14 protein-coding genes are annotated in these 20,524 nt (G+C 61.2%); 13 read left to right on the top strand and 1 reads right to left on the bottom strand.

Annotation, left to right across the window (positions count from 1 at the left end; genetic code table 11):
• The first annotated feature begins 307 nt into the window (after nucleotides 1–307).
• The 3 genes from RB216_RS27070 (at nucleotide 308) to choV (ending at nucleotide 3,342) form a co-directional block, all read left to right on the top strand.
• Nucleotides 308–1,255, top strand: coding sequence for a choline ABC transporter substrate-binding protein (locus RB216_RS27070; RefSeq protein ID WP_028618240.1), 948 nt, complete (start codon nucleotides 308–310; stop codon nucleotides 1,253–1,255).
• Between the two features lie 66 nt (nucleotides 1,256–1,321).
• The gene (gene choW, locus RB216_RS27075) at nucleotides 1,322–2,167 is read left to right on the top strand and encodes a choline ABC transporter permease subunit (protein WP_016972877.1); all 846 of its coding nucleotides are present in this window, start codon (nucleotides 1,322–1,324) and stop codon (nucleotides 2,165–2,167) included.
• Nucleotides 2,164–3,342, top strand: coding sequence for a choline ABC transporter ATP-binding protein (gene choV, locus RB216_RS27080; RefSeq protein ID WP_028618241.1), 1,179 nt, complete (start codon nucleotides 2,164–2,166; stop codon nucleotides 3,340–3,342). The genes choW and choV overlap by 4 nt, the downstream gene beginning before the upstream one ends.
• Nucleotides 3,343–3,504: 162 nt before the next feature.
• Here choV and RB216_RS27085 read toward each other — a convergent pair whose 3' ends face one another.
• Nucleotides 3,505–5,439, bottom strand: coding sequence for a BCCT family transporter (locus RB216_RS27085; RefSeq protein ID WP_236317518.1), 1,935 nt, complete (start codon nucleotides 5,437–5,439; stop codon nucleotides 3,505–3,507).
• A 379-nt stretch (nucleotides 5,440–5,818) separates the two neighbouring features.
• On the opposite strand from RB216_RS27085, the gene betI reads away from it, so the two are divergent.
• From betI to yccS, 10 genes are all read left to right on the top strand, one after another.
• Complete coding sequence (gene betI / locus RB216_RS27090) at nucleotides 5,819–6,412, top strand: transcriptional regulator BetI (RefSeq protein ID WP_028618243.1); 594 nt, start codon at nucleotides 5,819–5,821, stop codon at nucleotides 6,410–6,412.
• A 110-nt stretch (nucleotides 6,413–6,522) separates the two neighbouring features.
• Nucleotides 6,523–7,995: a betaine-aldehyde dehydrogenase gene (gene betB, locus RB216_RS27095; protein WP_028618244.1), complete on the top strand. Its 1,473-nt coding sequence runs from the start codon at nucleotides 6,523–6,525 to the stop codon at nucleotides 7,993–7,995.
• 145 nt (nucleotides 7,996–8,140) lie between these two features.
• On the top strand, nucleotides 8,141–9,844 hold the full coding sequence (gene betA / locus RB216_RS27100; RefSeq protein WP_028618245.1) for a choline dehydrogenase: 1,704 nt from the start codon (nucleotides 8,141–8,143) through the stop codon (nucleotides 9,842–9,844).
• Between the two features lie 251 nt (nucleotides 9,845–10,095).
• Nucleotides 10,096–11,538 (top strand): TldD/PmbA family protein, encoded by a 1,443-nt coding sequence (locus RB216_RS27105; RefSeq protein ID WP_028618246.1) that lies wholly within the window; start codon nucleotides 10,096–10,098, stop codon nucleotides 11,536–11,538.
• A complete protein-coding gene (locus tag RB216_RS27110) occupies nucleotides 11,538–12,854 on the top strand; it encodes a TldD/PmbA family protein (RefSeq protein ID WP_068937844.1) in 1,317 nt (438 codons plus the stop codon). The genes RB216_RS27105 and RB216_RS27110 overlap by 1 nt, the downstream gene beginning before the upstream one ends.
• 224 nt (nucleotides 12,855–13,078) lie before the next feature.
• On the top strand, nucleotides 13,079–13,927 hold the full coding sequence (locus tag RB216_RS27115; RefSeq protein WP_068937843.1) for an alpha/beta fold hydrolase: 849 nt from the start codon (nucleotides 13,079–13,081) through the stop codon (nucleotides 13,925–13,927).
• Nucleotides 13,928–13,964: 37 nt separating this feature from the next.
• Complete coding sequence (gene mdtD / locus RB216_RS27120) at nucleotides 13,965–15,392, top strand: multidrug transporter subunit MdtD (protein WP_016977771.1); 1,428 nt, start codon at nucleotides 13,965–13,967, stop codon at nucleotides 15,390–15,392.
• 130 nt (nucleotides 15,393–15,522) lie between these two features.
• Nucleotides 15,523–16,860, top strand: a complete 1,338-nt coding sequence (gene dbpA, locus RB216_RS27125) for an ATP-dependent RNA helicase DbpA (RefSeq protein ID WP_233081520.1) — start codon at nucleotides 15,523–15,525, stop codon at nucleotides 16,858–16,860.
• A 196-nt stretch (nucleotides 16,861–17,056) separates the two neighbouring features.
• On the top strand, nucleotides 17,057–18,235 hold the full coding sequence (locus RB216_RS27130; RefSeq protein WP_028618249.1) for a BaiN/RdsA family NAD(P)/FAD-dependent oxidoreductase: 1,179 nt from the start codon (nucleotides 17,057–17,059) through the stop codon (nucleotides 18,233–18,235).
• Nucleotides 18,236–18,340: 105 nt separating this feature from the next.
• Nucleotides 18,341–20,524, top strand: a complete 2,184-nt coding sequence (gene yccS / locus RB216_RS27135) for a YccS family putative transporter (protein ID WP_028618250.1) — start codon at nucleotides 18,341–18,343, stop codon at nucleotides 20,522–20,524.

A 20,524-nucleotide genomic window follows, 5' to 3' on the forward strand; every position in this document is an offset into this window, starting at 1 on the left:
ACCGACGCACTCATGCTCACAAGCGTCGCTACGGTGCGATCACCTGTTTTGGCCGTTTTTAGCGGTGCAGATGGGCAAAACCTGCAGTTTTGCCGCTGGAAAAATCTGTAAGCGACGTCACCGACACTGGATACGACCATCCCTGTACTGGATACGACGCCCCCTGTAGGCGTCAGATTTTCACTGGTACATGATCAGTCTCGACTCGTTTGCAAGGCACCGTGCCAGAGCTGTTGTCGCACGCACCAACCGCAACACTTATAAAGCGCGGCGAATGCCGCCAGAAAAAACACAGGAGTCTACCCAGATGAAAGGTTCACCCTCGTTGTTGTTGGCCGCCATGCTGAGTCTGCCAGTCATGGCGCACGCCGCAGAACCGGCACAATGTCAGACCGTCAACTTCTCCGATGTCGGCTGGACCGACATCACCGTCACCACCGCGACCACCAGCGAGATCCTCAAGGGCCTGGGCTACAAGCCGCGCACCACGATGATTTCGGTACCAGTGACCTACAAGTCCCTGGCCGACGGCAAGAACATGGACATCTTCCTCGGCAACTGGATGCCGACCATGGAAAACGACATCAAGCAGTACCGTGATGCCGGCACCGTGGAAACCGTGCGCGCCAACCTGGAGAACGCCAAGTACACCCTGGCCGTCCCGGAAGCGCTGTACAACAAGGGCCTCAAGGACTTCGCCGACATCGCCAAATTCAAGGATGAGCTGGGCGGCAAGATCTACGGCATCGAGCCAGGCAATGACGGCAACCGCACCATCCAGACCCTGATCGACAAAGACGCCTTCGGCCTGAAAACCGCCGGCTTCAAAGTCGTCGAATCCAGCGAAGCCGGCATGCTCTCCCAGGTCGAACGCGCCACCAAGCGCGACCAGGCCATCGTGTTCCTCGGCTGGGAACCGCACCCGATGAACACCCGCTTCAAGATGAAGTACCTGACCGGCGGGGACGACTCGTTCGGCCCCAACTACGGCCAGGCCACCATCTACACCAACACCCGCAAGGGCTACACCGAGGAATGCAGCAACGTGGGCCAGTTGCTGAAAAACCTGGTGTTCACCCTGAACATGGAAAGCACCCTGATGGGTAACGTCCTGGACGACAAACAAAAGCCTGACGCCGCCGCCAAGGCCTGGCTGAAAGCCAACCCACAAGTCCTCGACACCTGGCTCGCCGGTGTCACTACCGTAGATGGCAAACCAGGACTCGACGCCGTTAAAGCCTACCTCGCCAAGTAATGTTGTCCCCGGGGCGGTGCGCTGCCCCGGGATGTTTTCCCTCTTCGCATGTGGACATTCACTACCATGCTGACTGAACAGAAAATCCCACTAGGCCAGTACATCGCTGCCTTCGTCGAATGGTTGACCCAACACGGCGCCAACTACTTCGACGCAATCGCATCGACCCTGGAAACGATGATCCACGGCGTGACGTTCGCGCTGACCTGGTTCAATCCGCTGGCATTGATCGGTCTGATTGCGCTGCTGGCTCACTTTATCCAACGTAAATGGGGACTGACTGTTTTTGTCATCGCCTCCTTCCTGCTGATCCTCAACCTGGGGTACTGGCAGGAAACCATGGAGACCCTGGCGCAAGTGCTGTTCGCCACCCTGGTCTGCGTGGTCATCGGTGTGCCGCTGGGCATTGTTGCCGCGCACAAACCGTTGTTCTACACCATGATGCGGCCGGTGCTCGATCTGATGCAGACCGTACCGACCTTCGTCTACCTCATCCCTACCCTGACCCTCTTCGGGCTGGGTGTGGTGCCTGGGCTGATTTCCACGGTGGTGTTCGCGATTGCCGCGCCGATCCGTCTGACCTATCTGGGTATCCGTGATGTACCGCAAGAGTTGATGGACGCCGGCAAGGCCTTTGGCTGCTCGCGCCGTCAGTTGCTCTCGCGCATTGAACTGCCCCACGCCATGCCGAGCATTGCCGCCGGCATTACCCAATGCATCATGCTGTCGTTGTCGATGGTGGTGATCGCGGCCCTGGTGGGCGCCGACGGCCTCGGCAAACCCGTGGTCAACGCACTCAACACCGCCGACATCGCCCTGGGCTTTGAAGCCGGTCTGGCGATCGTGCTGCTGGCCATCATGCTCGACCGCATCTGCAAACAACCCGACGCTAAAGTAGGGGGTGATGCATGAGCATTATCCGATTCGACAAAGTCGACGTGATCTTCTCCAAAGACCCACGTGAAGCGCTCAAGCTGCTGGATCAGGGCATGAGCCGTAATGAGATCCTGAAAAAGACCGGGCAGATTGTCGGCGTTGAAAAAGCCAGCCTGGATATCGAGAAAGGCGAAATCTGCGTGCTGATGGGCCTGTCGGGCTCCGGCAAATCCAGCTTGTTGCGCTGCATCAATGGCCTCAACACCGTCAGCCGTGGGCAACTGTTCGTGGAACATGAAGGTCGCCAGATCGACATCGCGTCCTGCACACCTGCCGAGCTGAAAATGATGCGCACCAAACGCATCGCCATGGTGTTCCAGAAATTCGCCCTGATGCCTTGGCTGACGGTGCGCGAGAACATCAGCTTCGGCCTGGAAATGCAGGGCCGTCCGGAGAAGGACCGGCGCAAGCTGGTGGACGAAAAGCTCGAACTGGTAGGCCTGACCCAATGGCGCAACAAGAAGCCGGACGAACTCTCCGGCGGCATGCAACAGCGCGTCGGCCTGGCCCGCGCGTTGGCAATGGACGCCGACATCCTGCTGATGGACGAACCCTTCTCCGCCCTCGACCCGCTGATCCGCCAAGGCCTTCAGGACGAGTTGCTGGAGCTGCAACGCAAGCTGAGCAAGACCATCGTGTTCGTGAGCCACGACCTCGACGAGGCGCTCAAACTGGGCAGCCGCATCGCGATCATGAAAGACGGCAAGATCATCCAGTACAGCGTGCCGGAAGAGATCGTGCTGAACCCGGCGGACGACTATGTGCGCACCTTCGTCGCGCATACCAACCCGCTGAACGTGCTGTGCGGGCGCAGCCTGATGCGCACACTGGACAACTGCAAGCGCGTCAACGGTTCGGTGTGCCTGGACCCGGGCGGCGACTCGTGGCTGGACCTGGCCGAAGGCAACACCATCAAGGGTGCCCGTCAGAATGGCGCGGTGATGAATTTGCAGAACTGGGCACCGGGGCAAGCGGTGGAAGGTTTGGGCCGAGTGCCGACGCTGGTGGACTCGAACATCGGCATGCGCGATGCGTTGCAGATTCGCTATCACACCGGGAACAAGCTGGTGTTGCATGACAACAACCAGGTAGTGGGGATCTTGGGCGACAGCGAGCTTTACCATGCCCTGCTGGGCAAGAACCTCGGCTGACAGATACCGCAAAAGCAATTGAAGAAACAATGTGGGAGCTGGCTTGCCTGCGATAGCGGTGGTGAATTCACTACCGCTATCGCAGGCAAGCCAGCTCCCACAGTTGATCCCATTCCAACATTGGAACAGTGGTGCCAGTGAAGACACCACCTAGCTCACGTATCAGCTATAGACACGGCCAAGGAGCTGCCGATGGCTTTCAAACTGATCGAGCACGTCCCGGGTGATCTGTTCTTGGGCGAAGCCCATCAGGTCGTACTCCTGAGGTCCGTTGTGCAGGTAGACCTCGGCGCGGTAGTAACGCGTACGCTCTTCCTCGGGCAGGTCGCTCGGTGCCGACGAGTAAGCATCCAGGCTCACTTCGTAGACAAACGGGTTGCCCTCTTCCATCTCGATGCGCACACCGATGCAGCGCTTGGATTTACCCAGCAGTGTCTGCACCTCCAGCCCCTGTTCACGCAACGCCGTCGCCGCTTCTTCCAGCGCCGGGGTGACGTGCTTGTCCATAAAGCGTTGCACGGTGCCTTGGCTCGGCTGCAGGTCCAGCGCGGTCAAACGCTCGCTGAAACCACGGCGGCCACGCTCAGCCAGTTGCGCCTGCTCCTGTTCGATGGCCACATCCTGGCGCATGGCTTTGTGCAAGCCGAACATAAAGAAGATCAACACCACCGAGAACGGCAGCCCGGCCAGCACCACCATGGTCTGCATGGCTTCGAAGTTGCCGGCGAACAACAGACCGATGGTCACCAGGGTGATCACCGCCGACCAGAAGATCCGCAACCAGTGCGGCGCATCTTCGTCCACGTTGCCGCCTTTGCACGACAGGTTGGCCATCATCACCGCGCCGGAATCCGCCGGGGTCAGGAACAGCACGAAGCCTACGAAAATCGACACACCGATGACGATTTTCGACGCAGGGTAATGCTCAAGCAGTTGATAGATGGCCATGGACGGCTGTTCCAGCGCGGTCTTGCCCAACGCCACCGCACCGTGGTTCAGCACGAGGTCCAAAGCCGAGTTGCCGAAGATCGACAGCCACGCCAGGGTAAAGCCCAGCGGGATCAGCAGCACGCCGGCCACCAGTTCACGCACCGTGCGTCCACGGGAAATACGCGCGATGAACATGCCCACGAATGGCGCCCAGGAAATCCACCAGGCCCAGTAGAACAGGGTCCACAGGCCCATCCAGCGTTCGGTTTTGTCGGCGTCGCCTTCGTACACGTAGAGGTCGAAGGTTTTCAGGATGATGCCGTTGAGGTAGTCACCGGTGTTCTGCACCAAGCCGTTGAGCAAGTGCAGGGTCGGGCCGAACAGCAGCACGAAGATCAGCAGGCCGCTGAACAGCACGATGTTGAGGTTGGACAGGCGGCGGATGCCGTTCTCCACGCCCGACACAGCGGCGATGGTCGCCACGGTGCTCATCACGATGATCACAATCAGCAGGTTGGTGTTGCTGTGTTCCATGCCGAACAGGTTTTCCAGCCCGGACGACACCTGCATCGAACCAATCCCCAGGTTCGTCACCAGGCCCAGCAGCGTCACGAACATGCCGAAACCGTCCACCGCGTGTCCGGCCGCGCCTTTCACCCAACGCTCGCCCACCAGCGGGTACAGCGCCGAACGCAAGGCCAGCGGCTGGTTATGGCGATACGCGAAGTACGCCACGGCCAGGCCGACCAGGGCGTAGATCGCCCAGCCGTGCAAGCCCCAGTGCAGGAAGGTCAATTGCAGCGCCTGGCGTGCGGCGCCATTGCTGGCGGCAGCGCCTTCGGGCGGGTTGAAGTAGTGGTCCAGCGGCTCGGAAGCGCCGAAGTACAGCAGCGAAATGCCGATGCCCGACGAGAACAACATGCCGGCCCAGGCGCCGTAGCTGAAGTCCGGGGTGTCGTCCTTGCTGCCCAGTTTCAATTTGCCGTAGGAGGAAAACGCCAGGCCGACCACAAACACCAGGTAGGCGGCGATGACCACCATGTAGTACCAGCCAAAGCTTTTCGACAGCCACGCCTGGGCGACACCGAGCATGCGCCCGGCCTCCTGCGGGGCGATGATCAGGATGGCAGTCAACAACAGAATCAACGCGGTGGAGGTGTAGAACACCCAACCGTTGACCCGCACCTTTTCTGGCGGGGTCTTTATAAGAGAGGCAGAACTCATGGCGCAGATGCTCCGGGCAGTGCGAGAGAGAAACACAAGGCAACGGTTATCCCGGGACATCGATTTTTCGGCAGTCGACGGACGGGTGTTATAAAGACACCCCTTAAATCCCTGCACCCCATGAGCGCAGTGCCCAGGGACGTTTCAGGGGTTTAACCAGGTGCCAGATGTCGTGACTACATGTAGGAAATACCTGTAGGACGCGACCATTTGTCGCAGATCTTATTCTTTGTTGATTGAACGTTCAATCAAAACAAAATAGACTGGCCCTCAAGCCGACGGACGTTGATCGCCCATCGGCAGGCCTAAGGAGAGGTGCTACATGCCCAAGGTCGGTATGCAACCCATACGCCGCCAGCAGTTGATCGAAGCCACGCTAACGGCCATCGATCAGGTCGGAATGGGAGATGCCAGCATTGCGCTGATCGCCCGTTTGGCCGGCGTCTCGAACGGCATCATCAGTCACTACTTTCAGGACAAGAACGGCCTGATCGCCGCGACGATGCGGTACTTGATGAATGTGCTGATCGAGAACGTCCACGAACGCAGGCTCGCACTGAAGGATGACAGCCCACGGGCGCACCTTCAGGTGATCATCGAGGGCAACTTCGATGCCAGCCAGGTCAACGGCCCGGCAATGAAAACCTGGCTGGCCTTCTGGGCCACCAGCATGCACCACCCGTCATTGCACAGGTTGCAGCGGATCAACGATCAACGTCTGTATTCCAACCTGTGCTGCCAGTTCCGCCGAGTGCTGCCGCTGCCGCACGCACGCAAAGCAGCCCGAGGCCTGGCGGCCCTGATCGACGGTTTGTGGTTGCGCGGCGCCCTGTCGGGAGACGCTTTCGACACGGCGCAGGCGCAACGGATCGCTTACGAATACATGGATTTCCAATTGGCCAAGCAGGTGAGTTAGAGCACACACAACCGCTCAACCCCTGAACTGCTGCCGCTCAGTGTTGCCACACCCTTATGGCCCACTGTTCGGCGGTTAACGCCAACCACTTATGCACTTGCGAGGACTTTATGGCCCGTTTCGACCTGCAAAAACTCTACATTGACGGCGGTTACAGCGACGCTGGCAGCGATGCCACCTTCGACGCCATCAACCCGGCTAACGGTGAAGTTCTCGCCCAAGTGCAACGCGCCACTAAAGAAGACGTTGAACGTGCCGTGGTCAGCGCCGAAAAAGGCCAGAAAATCTGGGCCGCCATGACCGCCATGGAACGTTCGCGCATCCTGCGTCGTGCCGTCGACATCCTGCGCGAGCGCAACGACGAACTGGCCGCCCTGGAAACCCTGGACACCGGTAAATCCTTCTCCGAAACCAAGTACGTCGACATCGTCACCGGCGCTGACGTGCTGGAATACTACGCAGGCCTGGTGCCAGCCATCGAAGGCGAGCAGATCCCACTGCGTGACACCTCGTTCGTCTACACCCGCCGTGAGCCGCTGGGCGTGGTTGCCGGTATCGGCGCGTGGAACTACCCGATCCAGATCGCCCTGTGGAAATCCGCACCGGCACTGGCCGCCGGTAACGCGATGATCTTCAAGCCGAGCGAAGTCACCTCGCTGACTACCCTGAAACTGGCCGAGATCTACACCGAAGCCGGCGTTCCGGCAGGCGTGTTCAACGTGCTGACCGGCAGCGGCCGTGAAGTCGGCACCTGGCTGACCGAACACCCGCGCATCGAGAAAGTCTCGTTCACCGGTGGCACCGACACCGGCAAGAAAGTCATGGCCAGCGCTTCCAGCTCTTCGCTCAAAGACGTGACCATGGAACTGGGCGGTAAGTCCCCGCTGATCATCTTCGATGACGCCGACCTCGACCGCGCCGCCGACACCGCGATGATGGCCAACTTCTACAGCTCCGGCCAGGTCTGCACCAACGGCACTCGCGTGTTCGTACCGAAGCACCTGCAAGCTGCGTTCGAAGCCAAGATCGTTGAGCGTGTCGCGCGCATTCGCGTTGGCAACCCGGAAGACGAAAACACCAACTTCGGTCCGCTGGTCAGCTTTGCCCACATGGAAAGCGTGTTGGGCTACATCGCCAAGGGCAAAGAGCAAGGCGCCCGCCTGCTGTGCGGTGGCGACCGCCTGACCGACGGCGAATTCGCCAAAGGCGCCTTCGTGGCCCCGACCGTGTTCACCGACTGCACCGACGACATGGTCATCGTGCGTGAAGAAATCTTCGGCCCAGTGATGAGCATCCTCACCTACGAAACCGAAGAAGAAGTGATCCGCCGCGCCAACGACACCGACTTCGGCCTGGCTGCTGGCCTGGTGACCAAAGACCTGAACCGCGCCCACCGCGTGATTCATCAGCTGGAAGCGGGTATCTGCTGGATCAACGCCTGGGGCGAGTCCGACGCGAAGATGCCGGTCGGTGGCTACAAGCAGTCGGGTGTTGGCCGTGAGAACGGCATCAGCTCGCTGAACAACTTCACCCGCATCAAATCGGTACAGGTTGAGTTGGGCGACTACGCCTCGGTGTTCTAAGAACCCGAGCCTTGTAGTGCCTTTGAGGCCGCCATCGGGGGCAAGCCCCCTCCCACCTTTGACTGTGTAAACCCGATCAAATGTGGGAGGGGGGCTTGCCCCCGATGAGGCCCGACCTGACCACACATCAAAGAGGGTGCATCCAATGTCCCAAGAATACGATTACATCATTGTGGGGGCCGGCTCCGCCGGTAACACCCTGGCGACCCGTCTGACCGAAGACGAAGGCGTCACCGTCCTGCTGCTGGAAGCCGGCGGTCCGGACTACCGTCTCGACTTCCGTACCCAGATGCCAGCCGCCCTGGCCTTCCCACTGCAAGGCCGCCGCTACAACTGGGCCTACGAAACCGATCCAGAGCCACACATGGACGGCCGTCGCATGGAGTGCGGTCGCGGCAAGGGCCTCGGCGGCTCTTCGCTGATCAACGGCATGTGCTACATCCGTGGCAACGCCATGGATTACGACAACTGGGCGAAATTGCCAGGCCTGGAAAACTGGACCTACCTCGACTGCCTGCCCTATTTCCGCAAGGCCGAAACCCGCGACATCGGCCCGAACGACTGGCACGGTGGCGATGGCCCGGTCAGCGTGACCACGCCGAAAGCCGGCAATAACCCACTGTTCCACGCCATGGTCGAAGCCGGCGTGCAGGCCGGTTACCCGCGTACCGAAGACTTGAACGGCTACCAGCAAGAAGGCTTCGGCCCGATGGACCGTACCGTCACGCCGAACGGCCGTCGCGCCAGCACCGCACGCGGTTACCTGGATACCGCCAAGAAGCGCTCCACGCTGACCATCGTCACCCACGCCCTTACCGACAAGGTGTTGTTCGAAGGCAAGCGTGCCGTTGGCGTGCGTTACCTGATCGGCGCTGCCGAAGAGCGCGTTGAAGCCCGCGCGCGCAAAGAAGTGCTGGTGTGCAGCGGCGCAATCGCTTCGCCGCAGCTGCTGCAACGCTCCGGTGTCGGTCCGGCCAAGCTGCTGGAAAGCCTGGACATCCCGGTAGTACACGACCTGCCAGGCGTCGGCGAAAACCTGCAGGACCACCTTGAGCTATACCTGCAATATGCGTGCACTCAGCCCGTGTCGCTGTACCCGTCGCTGCTCTGGTACAACCAGCCGGCGATCGGCGCCGAGTGGCTGTTCAACGGCACCGGCATTGGCGCCAGCAACCAGTTCGAAGCGGGCGGTTTCATCCGTACCCGTGAAGAATTTGAATGGCCGAACATCCAGTACCACTTCCTGCCGGTGGCGATTAACTACAACGGCAGCAACGGTGTGAAAGAGCACGGTTTCCAGGCGCACATGGGCTCCATGCGTTCCCCAAGCCGTGGCCGCGTGCAATTGAAGTCGAAGAACCCACGGGACTACCCGAGCATCCTCTTCAACTACATGGCCACCGAGCAGGACTGGCAGGAATTCCGCGACGGCATCCGCCTGACCCGTGAAATCATGCAGCAGCCGGCACTCGACCAGTACCGTGGCCGCGAGATCAGCCCCGGCATTGACGTGCAAACCGATGAGCAGCTCGACAAGTTCATCCGCGAGCACGCCGAGACTGCGTTCCACCCGTCCTGCTCGTGCAAGATGGGCACCGATGAGATGGCCGTAGTGGACGGCGAAGGCCGCGTGCATGGCATGCAGGGCCTACGCGTTGTGGATGCGTCGATCATGCCGATCATCACCACCGGTAACCTGAACGCGCCGACGATCATGATCGCCGAGAAAATCGCCGACAAGATCCGTGGCCGCCAGCCGCTGCCGCGCAGCACCGCCGACTACTACGTGGCGGGCGATGCGCCGGTGCGTGGCAAGCCGATGCGTGAAGTGGGCCCTTCGGCGCAATAACGCTGAACCTTGTGGCCAACAGGCTTTGTGTGTGTGTGGTCAGCGGGCTTGCCCCGCGCTGGGCTGCGCAGCGGCCCCAAAAATCTTGGGAGCGCTTCGCACTCCAGCGCGGGGCAAGCCCGCTCACCACAAAAAGCCTGCTCACCACAATAAGCTCAAGCTACACAAATGGTTGCCTTTCCTTGATCAGCTCCCAGCCCAGGCCTACTCTGTTTGCCTGCCCGCGACGAGCCGCCCACAAGGAAGGCCCCATGTTCGACCACCACGCCACACTCAAAAAACACTTCACAGCCCTGCGCACGCGCGCCGAATTCTTCTCGCTGCGCTACGTACGCGAGTCCGGCCAATACCTGGCCGTACGCAAAAACGTCGCTGAACCACCGCACCTGAACCACGACGAAGGCGCCATGCTCACCGTGCGTCTCAACGGTGTGGAAGCCTACGCGGCGACCAACGATCTATCCCTGCCTGGCCTGCAAGCCGCCCTTGAGCGTGCCGAACAGCAAGCCCGGTTGATCAAACCCCACGCCCTGCTCGACCTGCGTGACCAGCATGTCTCCAGCGATGTGGCGGACTACCTGTCCCCCGAACTCAATCAGCCTTTCCCGTCCCTGAGCGACTGCTACCAATTGCTGGGCGACGAATCTGCCGCTGTGCCCAAGGACGAGCGCTTGGTGAGCTGGGAAGTCAGCCTCGGCCTGACACACGTCGAGCAGATCTACCTCAACAACGCCGGCGCCGAGCTGCGCCAGGCCCAGCGCTTCGTGTTCCCCGGCGTCAATGTCACGGCCTACGATGGCAACGACAGCCAGAGCCGCACCCTGGGCGGCAGCAACTTTGGCCAGCAAGGTGGCTTTGATGTGATCAGCCGCTTCGGCCTGGTCGGCGCAGCGCCACGCATTGCCGACGAAGCCCTGCAACTGCTGCTCGCGCCCAACACCCCCAACGGCCCGCGCGACCTGTTGCTGATGCCTGACCAGATGATCCTGCAGATCCACGAATCCATCGGCCACCCGCTGGAGCTGGACCGCATCCTGGGTGACGAGCGCAATTACGCCGGCACCAGTTTTGTGAAGGCCAGCGACTTCGGCCATCTGCACTATGGCTCCAAGTTGCTCAACGTGACGTTCGACCCGGACATCCCAGAGCAACTCGCCAGCTACAGTCATGACGACGACGGCACGCCCGCCAGCAAGCAGTTCCTGATCCGCGAAGGGTTGCTGCTCAAACCGCTGGGCGGTGCGCTGTCGCAATTCCGTTCGGGTATGAGCGGCGTGGCCAATAGCCGGGCCAGCAGTTGGAACCGTGCGCCCATCGACCGCATGGCCAACCTGAACATCGAAGCGGGCGACAAGAGCCTGGCACAACTGATCGGCGGTATTGAAAGCGGCATCCTGATGTCGACCAACCGCTCATGGTCCATCGACGATGCGCGCAACAAATTCCAGTTCGGCTGCGAATGGGGTCAATTGATCGAGAACGGCGAGCTGAAAGGTGTGGTGAAGAACCCTAACTACCGCGCCATTTCTGCCAACTTCTGGCGCAACCTCAGCGCGGTCGGTGACGCCAGCACCTTCAAGGTCCTGGGCACGCCGAACTGCGGCAAAGGCGAACCCAATCAGGTGATCCGCGTCGGCCATGCGTCACCGGCCTGCGTATTCAGTGATGTCGACGTATTTGGGGGAGACGCCTGATGAACAACTTCAAGGCATTGGTGGAGTGGCTCAAACACGCCATCACCGACAATGAACAATTCCACCTCGGCTATGCGGATGAAGCGTCCGAATTCGTGCGCTTCAATCACGCCAAGGTGCGCCAGGCGGGCCAGGTGCAACAGGCCAGCCTCAACCTGAAACTGATCAACGATGGCCGCCACGCCGACCTCGGCATCACCCTTGCCGGCGAGCCCGAGCTGGACCGCCAGCGTTTGGCCGATGGCCTGCAACAGTTGCGCGAAACCCTGCCGCTGCTGCCACAAGACCCGTACCTGCTGCTGAACCACAACGCCTGGCAAAGCAACAACGAACAAACTCGCCCGCTGCCGGAACTGGCCCAAGTACTGGAAGACATCAGCCGGGCCGCCCAAGGCGTGGACCTGGTCGGCTTTTATGCGGCCGGCCCCATCAGCCGGGGCTTTGCCAGTTCATCGGGCGCCTTCGGCTGGCACCAGGCCAATAGCTTCAACTTCGACTTCAGTCTGTTCCACGCCAATGGCGAAGCGGTAAAGGCCAGCTACGCCGGGCACACTTGGGACAGCGCCGAGTTTGCCGCGCGCTTCCAGCAGGCCCGCGAGCAGCTTGAGTTCCTCGGCCGTCCACTGCACAAGCTGGCCCCCGGACACTATCGCGCCTACCTCGCCCCGGCGGCGATTGAAGAAATCATCAGCATCATCACCTGGGGCGGGTTTTCCGCCCAAGCCATCGCCAGCAAGGGCAGTTCGCTGCAAAAGCTGTATGCCGGTGAACAGTCCCTGAGCCCGCTGGTGACAGTTGCGGAACAGATCAGCGGCTCCCTGAGCCAGGCGTTTTCCACCGAAGGTTACCCGCGCGGCGACGTCACGCTGATCAAGGCGGGGCAAGCCGATGGCCAATTGATCAACTCGCGCAGCGCGGCTGAATATGGTTTGAGCACTAACGGCGCAAGCAGCGATGAATCGCCCAGCGCGTTACAGATGGCCGCCGGCAACTTGGCCCAGGCCGATATCCTCAAGCAGTTGGGCACCGGGTTGTACATCAGCAACCTGTGGTACCTGAACTATTCGGACCTGCCGGCGGCCCGCCTGACCGGCATGACGCGCTTCGCCACCTTCTGGGTGGAAGACGGCGAGATCAAGGCGCCGGTCAGCACCATGCGTTTTGATGACAGCGTCTACAACCTGCTCGGCGCGCAGTTGGAAGCGCTGACCGCTGATCGGGAACTGCTGCTGTCGGCCAGCACCTACAGCCAGCGCAACACCGCCTCAAATCTGCTGCCAGGGGCCTTGGTCAAACGCCTGACCTTAACCTTGTAAATAAAAAACCCTTGTGGGAGCGAGCAAGCCCGCTCCCACACTGTCTTGCGGTTACTTCCGACACCTCGACTCAATCCTTCCTACCGTCAAATCCCATCTCACGCTTGCTCCAGCGTGCTCAGTTGTCGCGCTTAAAAAACCTCGTTATAAGGGTTAGTGGCATCCCGCCACCCCCACCCACGAGAGCACGACCTTGCCCGGGAAGGGCAAGCTGGAGCGTTGACATGAACCATGGAAGTTTTGTCATTGAAAAGCTGTTCAAGCACTACAACGTTCATGTTGAGCAACTGGGAAACGATTCGCAAAAAAAGACCATCCTGATGGTCAACGGCGCGCTGTCCACTACGCGCTCCTTCGCTCGCACCAGCAAATGCCTGGCCGAGCACTTCAATGTGTTGCTGTTCGACCTGCCGTTCTCCGGCTATTCCCGCGAACACAACACTGACCTTGACCTGGTGACCAAGGACGACGAGGTGCAGATGCTGCGCGCCCTGGTCGAGCGCTTCCAGGTCAACCATCTGGTGTCGGCCTCCTGGGGCGGCATCTCCACGTTGCTGACCCTGGCGCACAACCCGCCCTCCATCGAAAGCTCAGTGGTGATGGCCCTCGCGCCCAACCTCAACCAAGCCATGCTCGACTATGTGGAACGTGTACGCGTATTGATCGAAGCGGACGACAAGTCCGCCGTCGGCCACTTGCTCAATGAAACCGTGGGCAAGTATTTGTCGCCCCGGCTCAAGCGCAACAACCACCGGCACTTGTCGACCATGGCCACCACCGAATACCGCCAGGCGCGTTTTCATATCCACCAAGTGTTGGCCTTGGGCGATGGCAACTACCTGCCGGCACTGCGGCAGATTGAAACGCCGGTGCACTTCCTCAACGGCGCCCTGGACGAATACACCCCCGCCGCCGAGGCCCAGTTGTTCAAGCAATACGTGGGGCGCAGCAGTTTTGCTGTGGCCGAACATACTGGCCACTTGCTCGACCTTGAATCCAACGAAGCCGCCGTGGCGGTGCACCGTGAACTGCTGGATTTCCTGGTGGGAAAACGCGCGACGAATGGCGCATAATCGCCAACACATAGCCTGCTAACCAAAAAGGGTTTCCATGCCGAACCGCGTCCCGCTCGATGCCAAGACCGCCCGCTGGCTCCCCTGGGTGGTCGCGATTGCCTTCTTCATGCAGTCGCTGGACGGGACGATCCTCAACACGGCATTACCGGCCATGGCCCGGGACCTCGCGGAAAACCCGCTGCGCATGCAAGGGGTGGTGATCGCCTACATGCTCACCGTCGCCTTGCTGATCCCGGCCTCGGGCTGGATCGCCGACCGCTTCGGCACCAAGAAAATCTTCTTCGGCGCAATCATGCTGTTCAGCATTGGCTCACTGCTGTGCGCGCTATCCAGCAGCTTGACCATGCTGGTGGGCGCTCGGGTGATCCAAGGCCTGGGCGGTGCGCTGATGCTGCCCGTGGGCCGGCTGGTGGTGTTGCGTGCGTATCCGCGCTCCGAACTGGTGCGCATCATGGGCTTCATCACCATTCCCGGTTTGCTCGGCCCGTTGCTCGGCCCGACCATGGGCGGCTGGATGGTGCAATACCTGACGTGGCACTGGATCTTCCTGATCAACCTGCCGGTGGGCATGATCGGCTGCTACGCCGTGTGGAAATTCATCCCCGACCTGCGTGGCAGTGAACGCACGCGCTTCGACGGGATCGGCTTCCTGCTGTTTGGCGCCGCGATGGTGTTGATCACCATCGCCATGGAAGGCCTGGGCGAGCTGCACTTGCCGCACCTGCGGGTGATGTTGCTGCTGTTCGGCGGCCTCGCGTGCCTGGCGGCATATTGGCTGCGCGCCGGGCATATCGATAACCCACTGTTCTCGCCGGTGCTGTTCAAGACCCGCACCTTTGCCGTGGGCATCCTCGGCAACCTGTTCGCGCGGCTGGGCAGCGGCGCCCTGCCGTTCCTGGTGCCGCTGCTGTTGCAAGTGGCGCTGGGGTATTCACCGTCGGAAGCCGGCATGAGCATGCTGCCCCTGGCGGCGGCGGCGATGTTTGCCAAGTCCGTGGCACGCCCGCTGATCGAACGCTTGGGCTACCGCATCGTGCTGACTGGCAACACCCTGGCGCTGGGCATCATGCTGGCGAGCATGGGATTGGTCACAGAACACACGCCCTACCCGCTGCTACTGGGCATGCTGGCGGTATTGGGGGCGATCAACTCGCTGCAATTCACCGCGATGAACACCGTCACCCTGATCGACCTCGATGACGCCCAGGCCAGCAGCGGCAACAGTTTGCTGTCGGTGGTGGCGCAGTTGTCGTTGAGCCTCGGGGTCGCCTGCGCCGGTGCACTGCTCGGCGGATTTACCGCTGAAACCGGCAATGACGGCGTGAGCACGGTCCTCGGCGCGTTCCAACTGACCTTCCTCACGGTGGGCATCATGGCGATGCTGGCGGCGGCGATCTTCCTGCAACTGTCGCCAAAAGACGGCAAGCGTGCAGCCAGTCCCGAGCAGCATATCGAGCATTAACAGGCTTCTCGTCTAGAACTTGCGGGGAAAATCCCACAGGGCTGGTACACTGCGCGACATTTTGTTTTGCAGAGCCAGTCCCGTGACTACCATCGCCACCGCTTTTAATACTTTGCCCCTGTCCGCCGCCATGCTGGCTAACCTCGACTCGCTGGGTTATGTCGAGATGACGCAGATCCAGGCGCAAAGCTTGCCGGTGATCCTCAAGGGGCTGGACCTGATTGCCCAGGCCAAGACTGGCAGCGGCAAGACCGCCGCCTTCGGCATCGGCCTGTTGAACCCGATCAACCCGCGCTACTTCGGCTGCCAGGCCCTGGTGATGTGCCCGACCCGTGAGCTGGCCGACCAGGTCGCCAAGGAAATCCGCCGTCTGGCCCGTGCCGAAGACAACATCAAGGTGCTGACCCTGTGCGGCGGCGTGTCCCTTGGCCCGCAGATCGCTTCCTTGGAACACGGCGCCCACGTTATCGTCGGCACGCCAGGCCGTATCCAGCAGCACTTGCGCAAGGGCTCGCTGGTACTCGACGGCCTGAACACGCTGATCCTCGACGAAGCCGACCGCATGCTCGACATGGGCTTCTACGACGCCATCGAAGACATCATCAGCAAGACCCCGCCACGCCGCCAGACCCTGCTGTTCTCGGCCACCTACCCGGTGAGCATCAAGCAGTTGGCCTCCAAGTTCATGCGCGCGCCGCAGCAAGTGAAAGCCGAAGCGTTCCACTCCGATGACCAGATCGAGCAGCGTTTCTTCGAGATCTCGCCGGAAGAGCGCATGGACGCGGTGACCAAAGTCCTGGCGCATTTCCGCCCGGCCTCCTGCGTGGCGTTCTGCTTCACCAAGCAGCAAGTGCAGGAAACCGTGGATCACCTGACGTCCAAGGGTATTTCCGCCGTCGGCCTGCATGGCGACCTGGAACAGCGCGACCGTGACCAGGTGCTGGCGATGTTCGCCAACCGCAGTACCTCAGTGCTGGTCGCTACCGACGTTGCCGCCCGTGGTTTGGACATTGATTCGCTGGACATGGTGATCAACGTCGAATTGGCCCGCGACTCGGAAATCCACATCCACCGCGTCGGCCGTACCGGTCGTGCCGGTGAGACCGGCATCGCCATCAGCCTGGTCGCCCCGTCCGAAGCGCACCGCGCCCAGGCCATCGAGCAACTGCAGAAGTCGCCGTTGAACTGGGACCAACTGGACAACCTCAAGCCGCAAAGCGGTGGTCCGTTGCTGCCACAGATGAGCACCCTGTGCATTGCGGCCGGGCGTAAAGACAAGGTTCGTCCAGGCGACATCCTTGGCGCACTGACCGGTGAAGCGGGCATCCCGGGTGCCCAGGTCGGCAAGATCGCGATCTTTGATTTCCAGGCCTTCGTGGCCGTGGAGCGCGGGATCGCCAAGCAGGCATTGCAGCGCTTGAACGACGGCAAGATCAAGGGCCGCTCGTTGCGCGTACGAATTTTGTAACACTCTCCAATCCAATGGAGACCCATTGTGGGAGCGGGCTTGCTGTGGTGAGCGGGCTTGCCCCGCGCTGGGTTGCGAAGCAGCCCCAAAATCTTGGGAGCGCTACGCACTCCAGCGCGGGGCAAGCCCGCTCACCACAACAGCCCTCTCCCACATTCAATTGCATTTCATATCAAGTTTTTGTGAGGACACTGCTGTGCGCTCGACCGAAGTTGTGATCATTGGCGCCGGCGCCGCAGGCTTGATGTGCGCCCTGACCGCCGCCGGGCGTGGACGCAAGGTGATGTTGATCGACCATGCCAACAAGGCCGGCAAGAAGATCCTGATGTCCGGTGGTGGCCGCTGCAATTTCACCAATATGTACACCGAGCCGGCCAACTTCCTCTCGCATAACGCGCATTTCTGCAAATCCGCCCTGGCCCGCTACACCCAATGGGACTTTATCGGGCTGGTGGCCAAGCACGGCGTGCCGTACCACGAGAAGAAGCTCGGCCAACTGTTCTGCGATAACAAGTCCAGCGACATCCTCGGCATGCTGCTCGATGAGTGCATCCAGGTCGGCGTGAGCCTGCATCTGGACACATCGATCCAGGAAATCGCCAAGCTCGACAGCGGCTACCAGTTGCAGACCACCCTGGGTGAGCTGCGCTGCGAATCCCTGGTGATCGCCACCGGCGGCCTGTCGATTCCCACCCTGGGCGCCACCGGTTTTGGTTATCAGGTGGCCAAGCAATTCGGCCACGAACTGCTGCCGACGCGCGCCGGGCTGGTACCGTTCACCATCACCGATCAGCTCAAGGACTTGTGCGGCGAGTTGTCGGGCACGTCGGTGGATTGCCTGGTGAGCTGCAACGGCCAGAGCTTTCGCGAAAACATCCTGTTCACCCACCGCGGCCTGAGTGGGCCGGCGATCCTGCAGATTTCTTCGTATTGGGAATCCGGCGACACGGTGGAAATCAACCTGCTGCCCGACCATGACGCCCACACTTGGCTGCAACAGCAACAGGTCGAGCGTCCCAACAGCGAGCTGAAAACCCTGCTGGGCGAGATCTTCACCAAGAAGATGGCCAACCTGCTGGCGGACACCTGGTTTGCGTCCAAGCCGATGAAGCAGTACACCCACGCCGAAATTGCCGACATCGCGCAAAAACTCGGCAACTGGCAATTGGTGCCGGCAGGCACCGAGGGTTATCGCACGGCGGAAGTCACGCTGGGTGGTGTGGACACACGGGAAGTGTCGTCCAAGACCATGGAATCGCTGAAAAGCCCCGGTCTGTACTTTATCGGTGAAGTGCTGGATGTGACCGGTCACCTGGGTGGCTTCAACTTCCAGTGGGCCTGGGCTTCAGGTTACGCGGCGGCGCAGTACGCCTGATCGGCGCAGTGGAATAAATTTTGCTGTTGGATGTGATCGCCACGCTTGCCGTGGCGTCCTTGATAGCTCAATTTAGCGGCATCGTCCCGGAAGACTCCAGACTTCATGTCATCGACCTCGTTCAAGCAGTCCATGCGGCGCCTGTGGGCGCTGGATAAATTCAGTTACAGCATTCGGGTGTTCATCGCCCTCACCGGCAGCATGGCGCTGTGCTGGTATCAGGATGAAATGACGCTGCTGATCCCATTGTTCCTGGGGATTATCGCCAGCGCCCTGGCCGAGACCGATGACAGTTGGCAAGGCCGTCTCAATGCCCTGGCGGTGACGCTGGTGTGTTTCAGCATTGCCGCGCTGTCGGTGGAGCTGCTGTTCCCTTATCCCTGGATCTTCGCGATCTCCCTGGCCCTTGCCACCTTCTGCCTGACCATGCTCGGCGCCTTGGGCGAGCGCTATGGCGCGATCGCATCGGCAACGCTGATCCTGTCGGTGTACACCATGATCGGCGTGGACCAGCGTGGCGGCGCCGTTTCCGACTTCTGGCACGAGCCGCTGCTGCTGGTGGCCGGTGCGGCCTGGTACGGCGCACTGTCGGTGCTGTGGCAGGCGCTGTTTTCCAACCAGCCGGTGCAGCAAAGCCTGGCGCGGTTGTTTCGCGAGCTGGGGCGTTACCTCAAGCTCAAGTCGTCGCTGTTCGAGCCGATTCGCCAGCTGGACGTGGAAGCGCGCCGCCTGGAACTGGCCCAGCAAAATGGGCGGGTTGTGGCCGCGCTGAATGCGGCGAAGGAAATCATCCTGCACCGCGTGGGCAATGGTCGCCCTGGCTCGAAAGTCAGCCGCTACCTCAAGCTGTACTTCCTCGCCCAAGACATCCACGAACGCGCCAGCTCGTCCCATTATCCCTACAACGCCCTGGCCGAGGCCTTCTTCCACAGCGATGTACTGTTCCGTTGCCAGCGCCTGCTGCGCCAGCAGGGCAAGGCGTGCCAGGCCCTGGCCGAGTCGATCCAGCTGCGCCAGCCGTTCATCTATGACGACAGCTTCGCCGAGGCCCTGGGTGACCTAAACGCCTCCCTGGAACACCTGCGCATCCAGAGCAACCCGGCCTGGCGCGGCCTGCTGCGCTCGTTGCGCGCGCTGGCGGCCAACTTGTCCACCCTGGACCGCCTGCTGGGCGACGCCAGCAACCCCGACAGCCTGGCGGACGCCACCGACAGCAACCTGCTGGACCGCGCCCCGCGCAACCTCAAGGAAATGTGGACGCGCCTGCGTACGCAGATGACGCCCACCTCGTTGCTGTTCCGCCATGCCCTGCGCCTGTCCCTGGCGCTGACCGTGGGCTACGGCATGTTGCATGCGATTCACGCCTCCCAAGGCTACTGGATCATCCTGACCACGCTGTTCGTGTGCCAACCGAACTACGGCGCCACGCGGCGCAAGCTCGGCCAGCGGATCATCGGCACCGCCATCGGCCTTACTGTTGCCTGGGCGCTGTTCGATCTGTTCCCGAGCCCGTTGGTGCAGTCGATGTTCGCCATCGCCGCCGGCCTGGTGTTCTTTATCAACCGCACCACCCGCTACACGCTGGCCACCGCCGCTATCACGCTGATGGTGCTGTTCTGCTTCAACCAGGTGGGTGACGGTTACGGGCTGTTCCTGCCGCGTCTGTTCGATACCCTGCTCGGCAGCTTGATTGCGGGCCTGGCGGTATTCCTGTTCCTGCCGGACTGGCAGGGCCGCCGCTTGAACAAGGTGTTGGCCAACACCCTGACCTGCAACAGCATCTACCTGCGCCAGATCATGCAGCAGTACGCCGCCGGCAAAAGCGACGACCTGGCCTACCGTCTGGCCCGACGCAATGCACACAACGCCGATGCGGCGCTGTCGACCACCCTGGCGAACATGTTGATGGAGCCTGGGCACTTCCGTAAGGAGGCGGATGTGGGCTTCCGCTTCCTGGTGCTGTCGCACACGTTGCTCAGCTATTTGTCAGGGCTGGGCGCGCACCGCGAAACCCAGTTGCCGGCCGAGGTGCGTGAACATCTGATCGATGGCGCCGGGAATACCTTGGCGGCAAGCATCGATGAAATCGCCACGGGATTGGCCAACAAGCAGCCGATTGCGATCCAGAGCGATGCCGAGGAAGCGTTGGCAGCCGACCTGGAGCAGATGCCGGATGAGATCGATGAGGGGCAGCGATTGGTGCAGACGCAATTGGCATTGATTTGTCGTCAACTGGGGCCGTTGCGCACGCTGGCGGCGCACCTGATCAAGGACACCAGCGCGGCTTAG

The organism is Pseudomonas canadensis, from assembly GCF_030980095.1.
GTDB lineage: Bacteria > Pseudomonadota > Gammaproteobacteria > Pseudomonadales > Pseudomonadaceae > Aquipseudomonas > Aquipseudomonas canadensis.

Coding starts and splice junctions, on each gene's coding strand:
- RB216_RS27070 (WP_028618240.1), top strand. CDS start 308: ATGAAAGGTTCACCCTCGTTGTTGTTGGCCGCCATGCTGAGTCTGCCA.
- choW (WP_016972877.1), top strand. CDS start 1,322: ATGCTGACTGAACAGAAAATCCCACTAGGCCAGTACATCGCTGCCTTC.
- choV (WP_028618241.1), top strand. CDS start 2,164: ATGAGCATTATCCGATTCGACAAAGTCGACGTGATCTTCTCCAAAGAC.
- betI (WP_028618243.1), top strand. CDS start 5,819: ATGCCCAAGGTCGGTATGCAACCCATACGCCGCCAGCAGTTGATCGAA.
- betB (WP_028618244.1), top strand. CDS start 6,523: ATGGCCCGTTTCGACCTGCAAAAACTCTACATTGACGGCGGTTACAGC.
- betA (WP_028618245.1), top strand. CDS start 8,141: ATGTCCCAAGAATACGATTACATCATTGTGGGGGCCGGCTCCGCCGGT.
- RB216_RS27105 (WP_028618246.1), top strand. CDS start 10,096: ATGTTCGACCACCACGCCACACTCAAAAAACACTTCACAGCCCTGCGC.
- RB216_RS27110 (WP_068937844.1), top strand. CDS start 11,538: ATGAACAACTTCAAGGCATTGGTGGAGTGGCTCAAACACGCCATCACC.
- RB216_RS27115 (WP_068937843.1), top strand. CDS start 13,079: ATGAACCATGGAAGTTTTGTCATTGAAAAGCTGTTCAAGCACTACAAC.
- mdtD (WP_016977771.1), top strand. CDS start 13,965: ATGCCGAACCGCGTCCCGCTCGATGCCAAGACCGCCCGCTGGCTCCCC.
- dbpA (WP_233081520.1), top strand. CDS start 15,523: ATGCTGGCTAACCTCGACTCGCTGGGTTATGTCGAGATGACGCAGATC.
- yccS (WP_028618250.1), top strand. CDS start 18,341: ATGTCATCGACCTCGTTCAAGCAGTCCATGCGGCGCCTGTGGGCGCTG.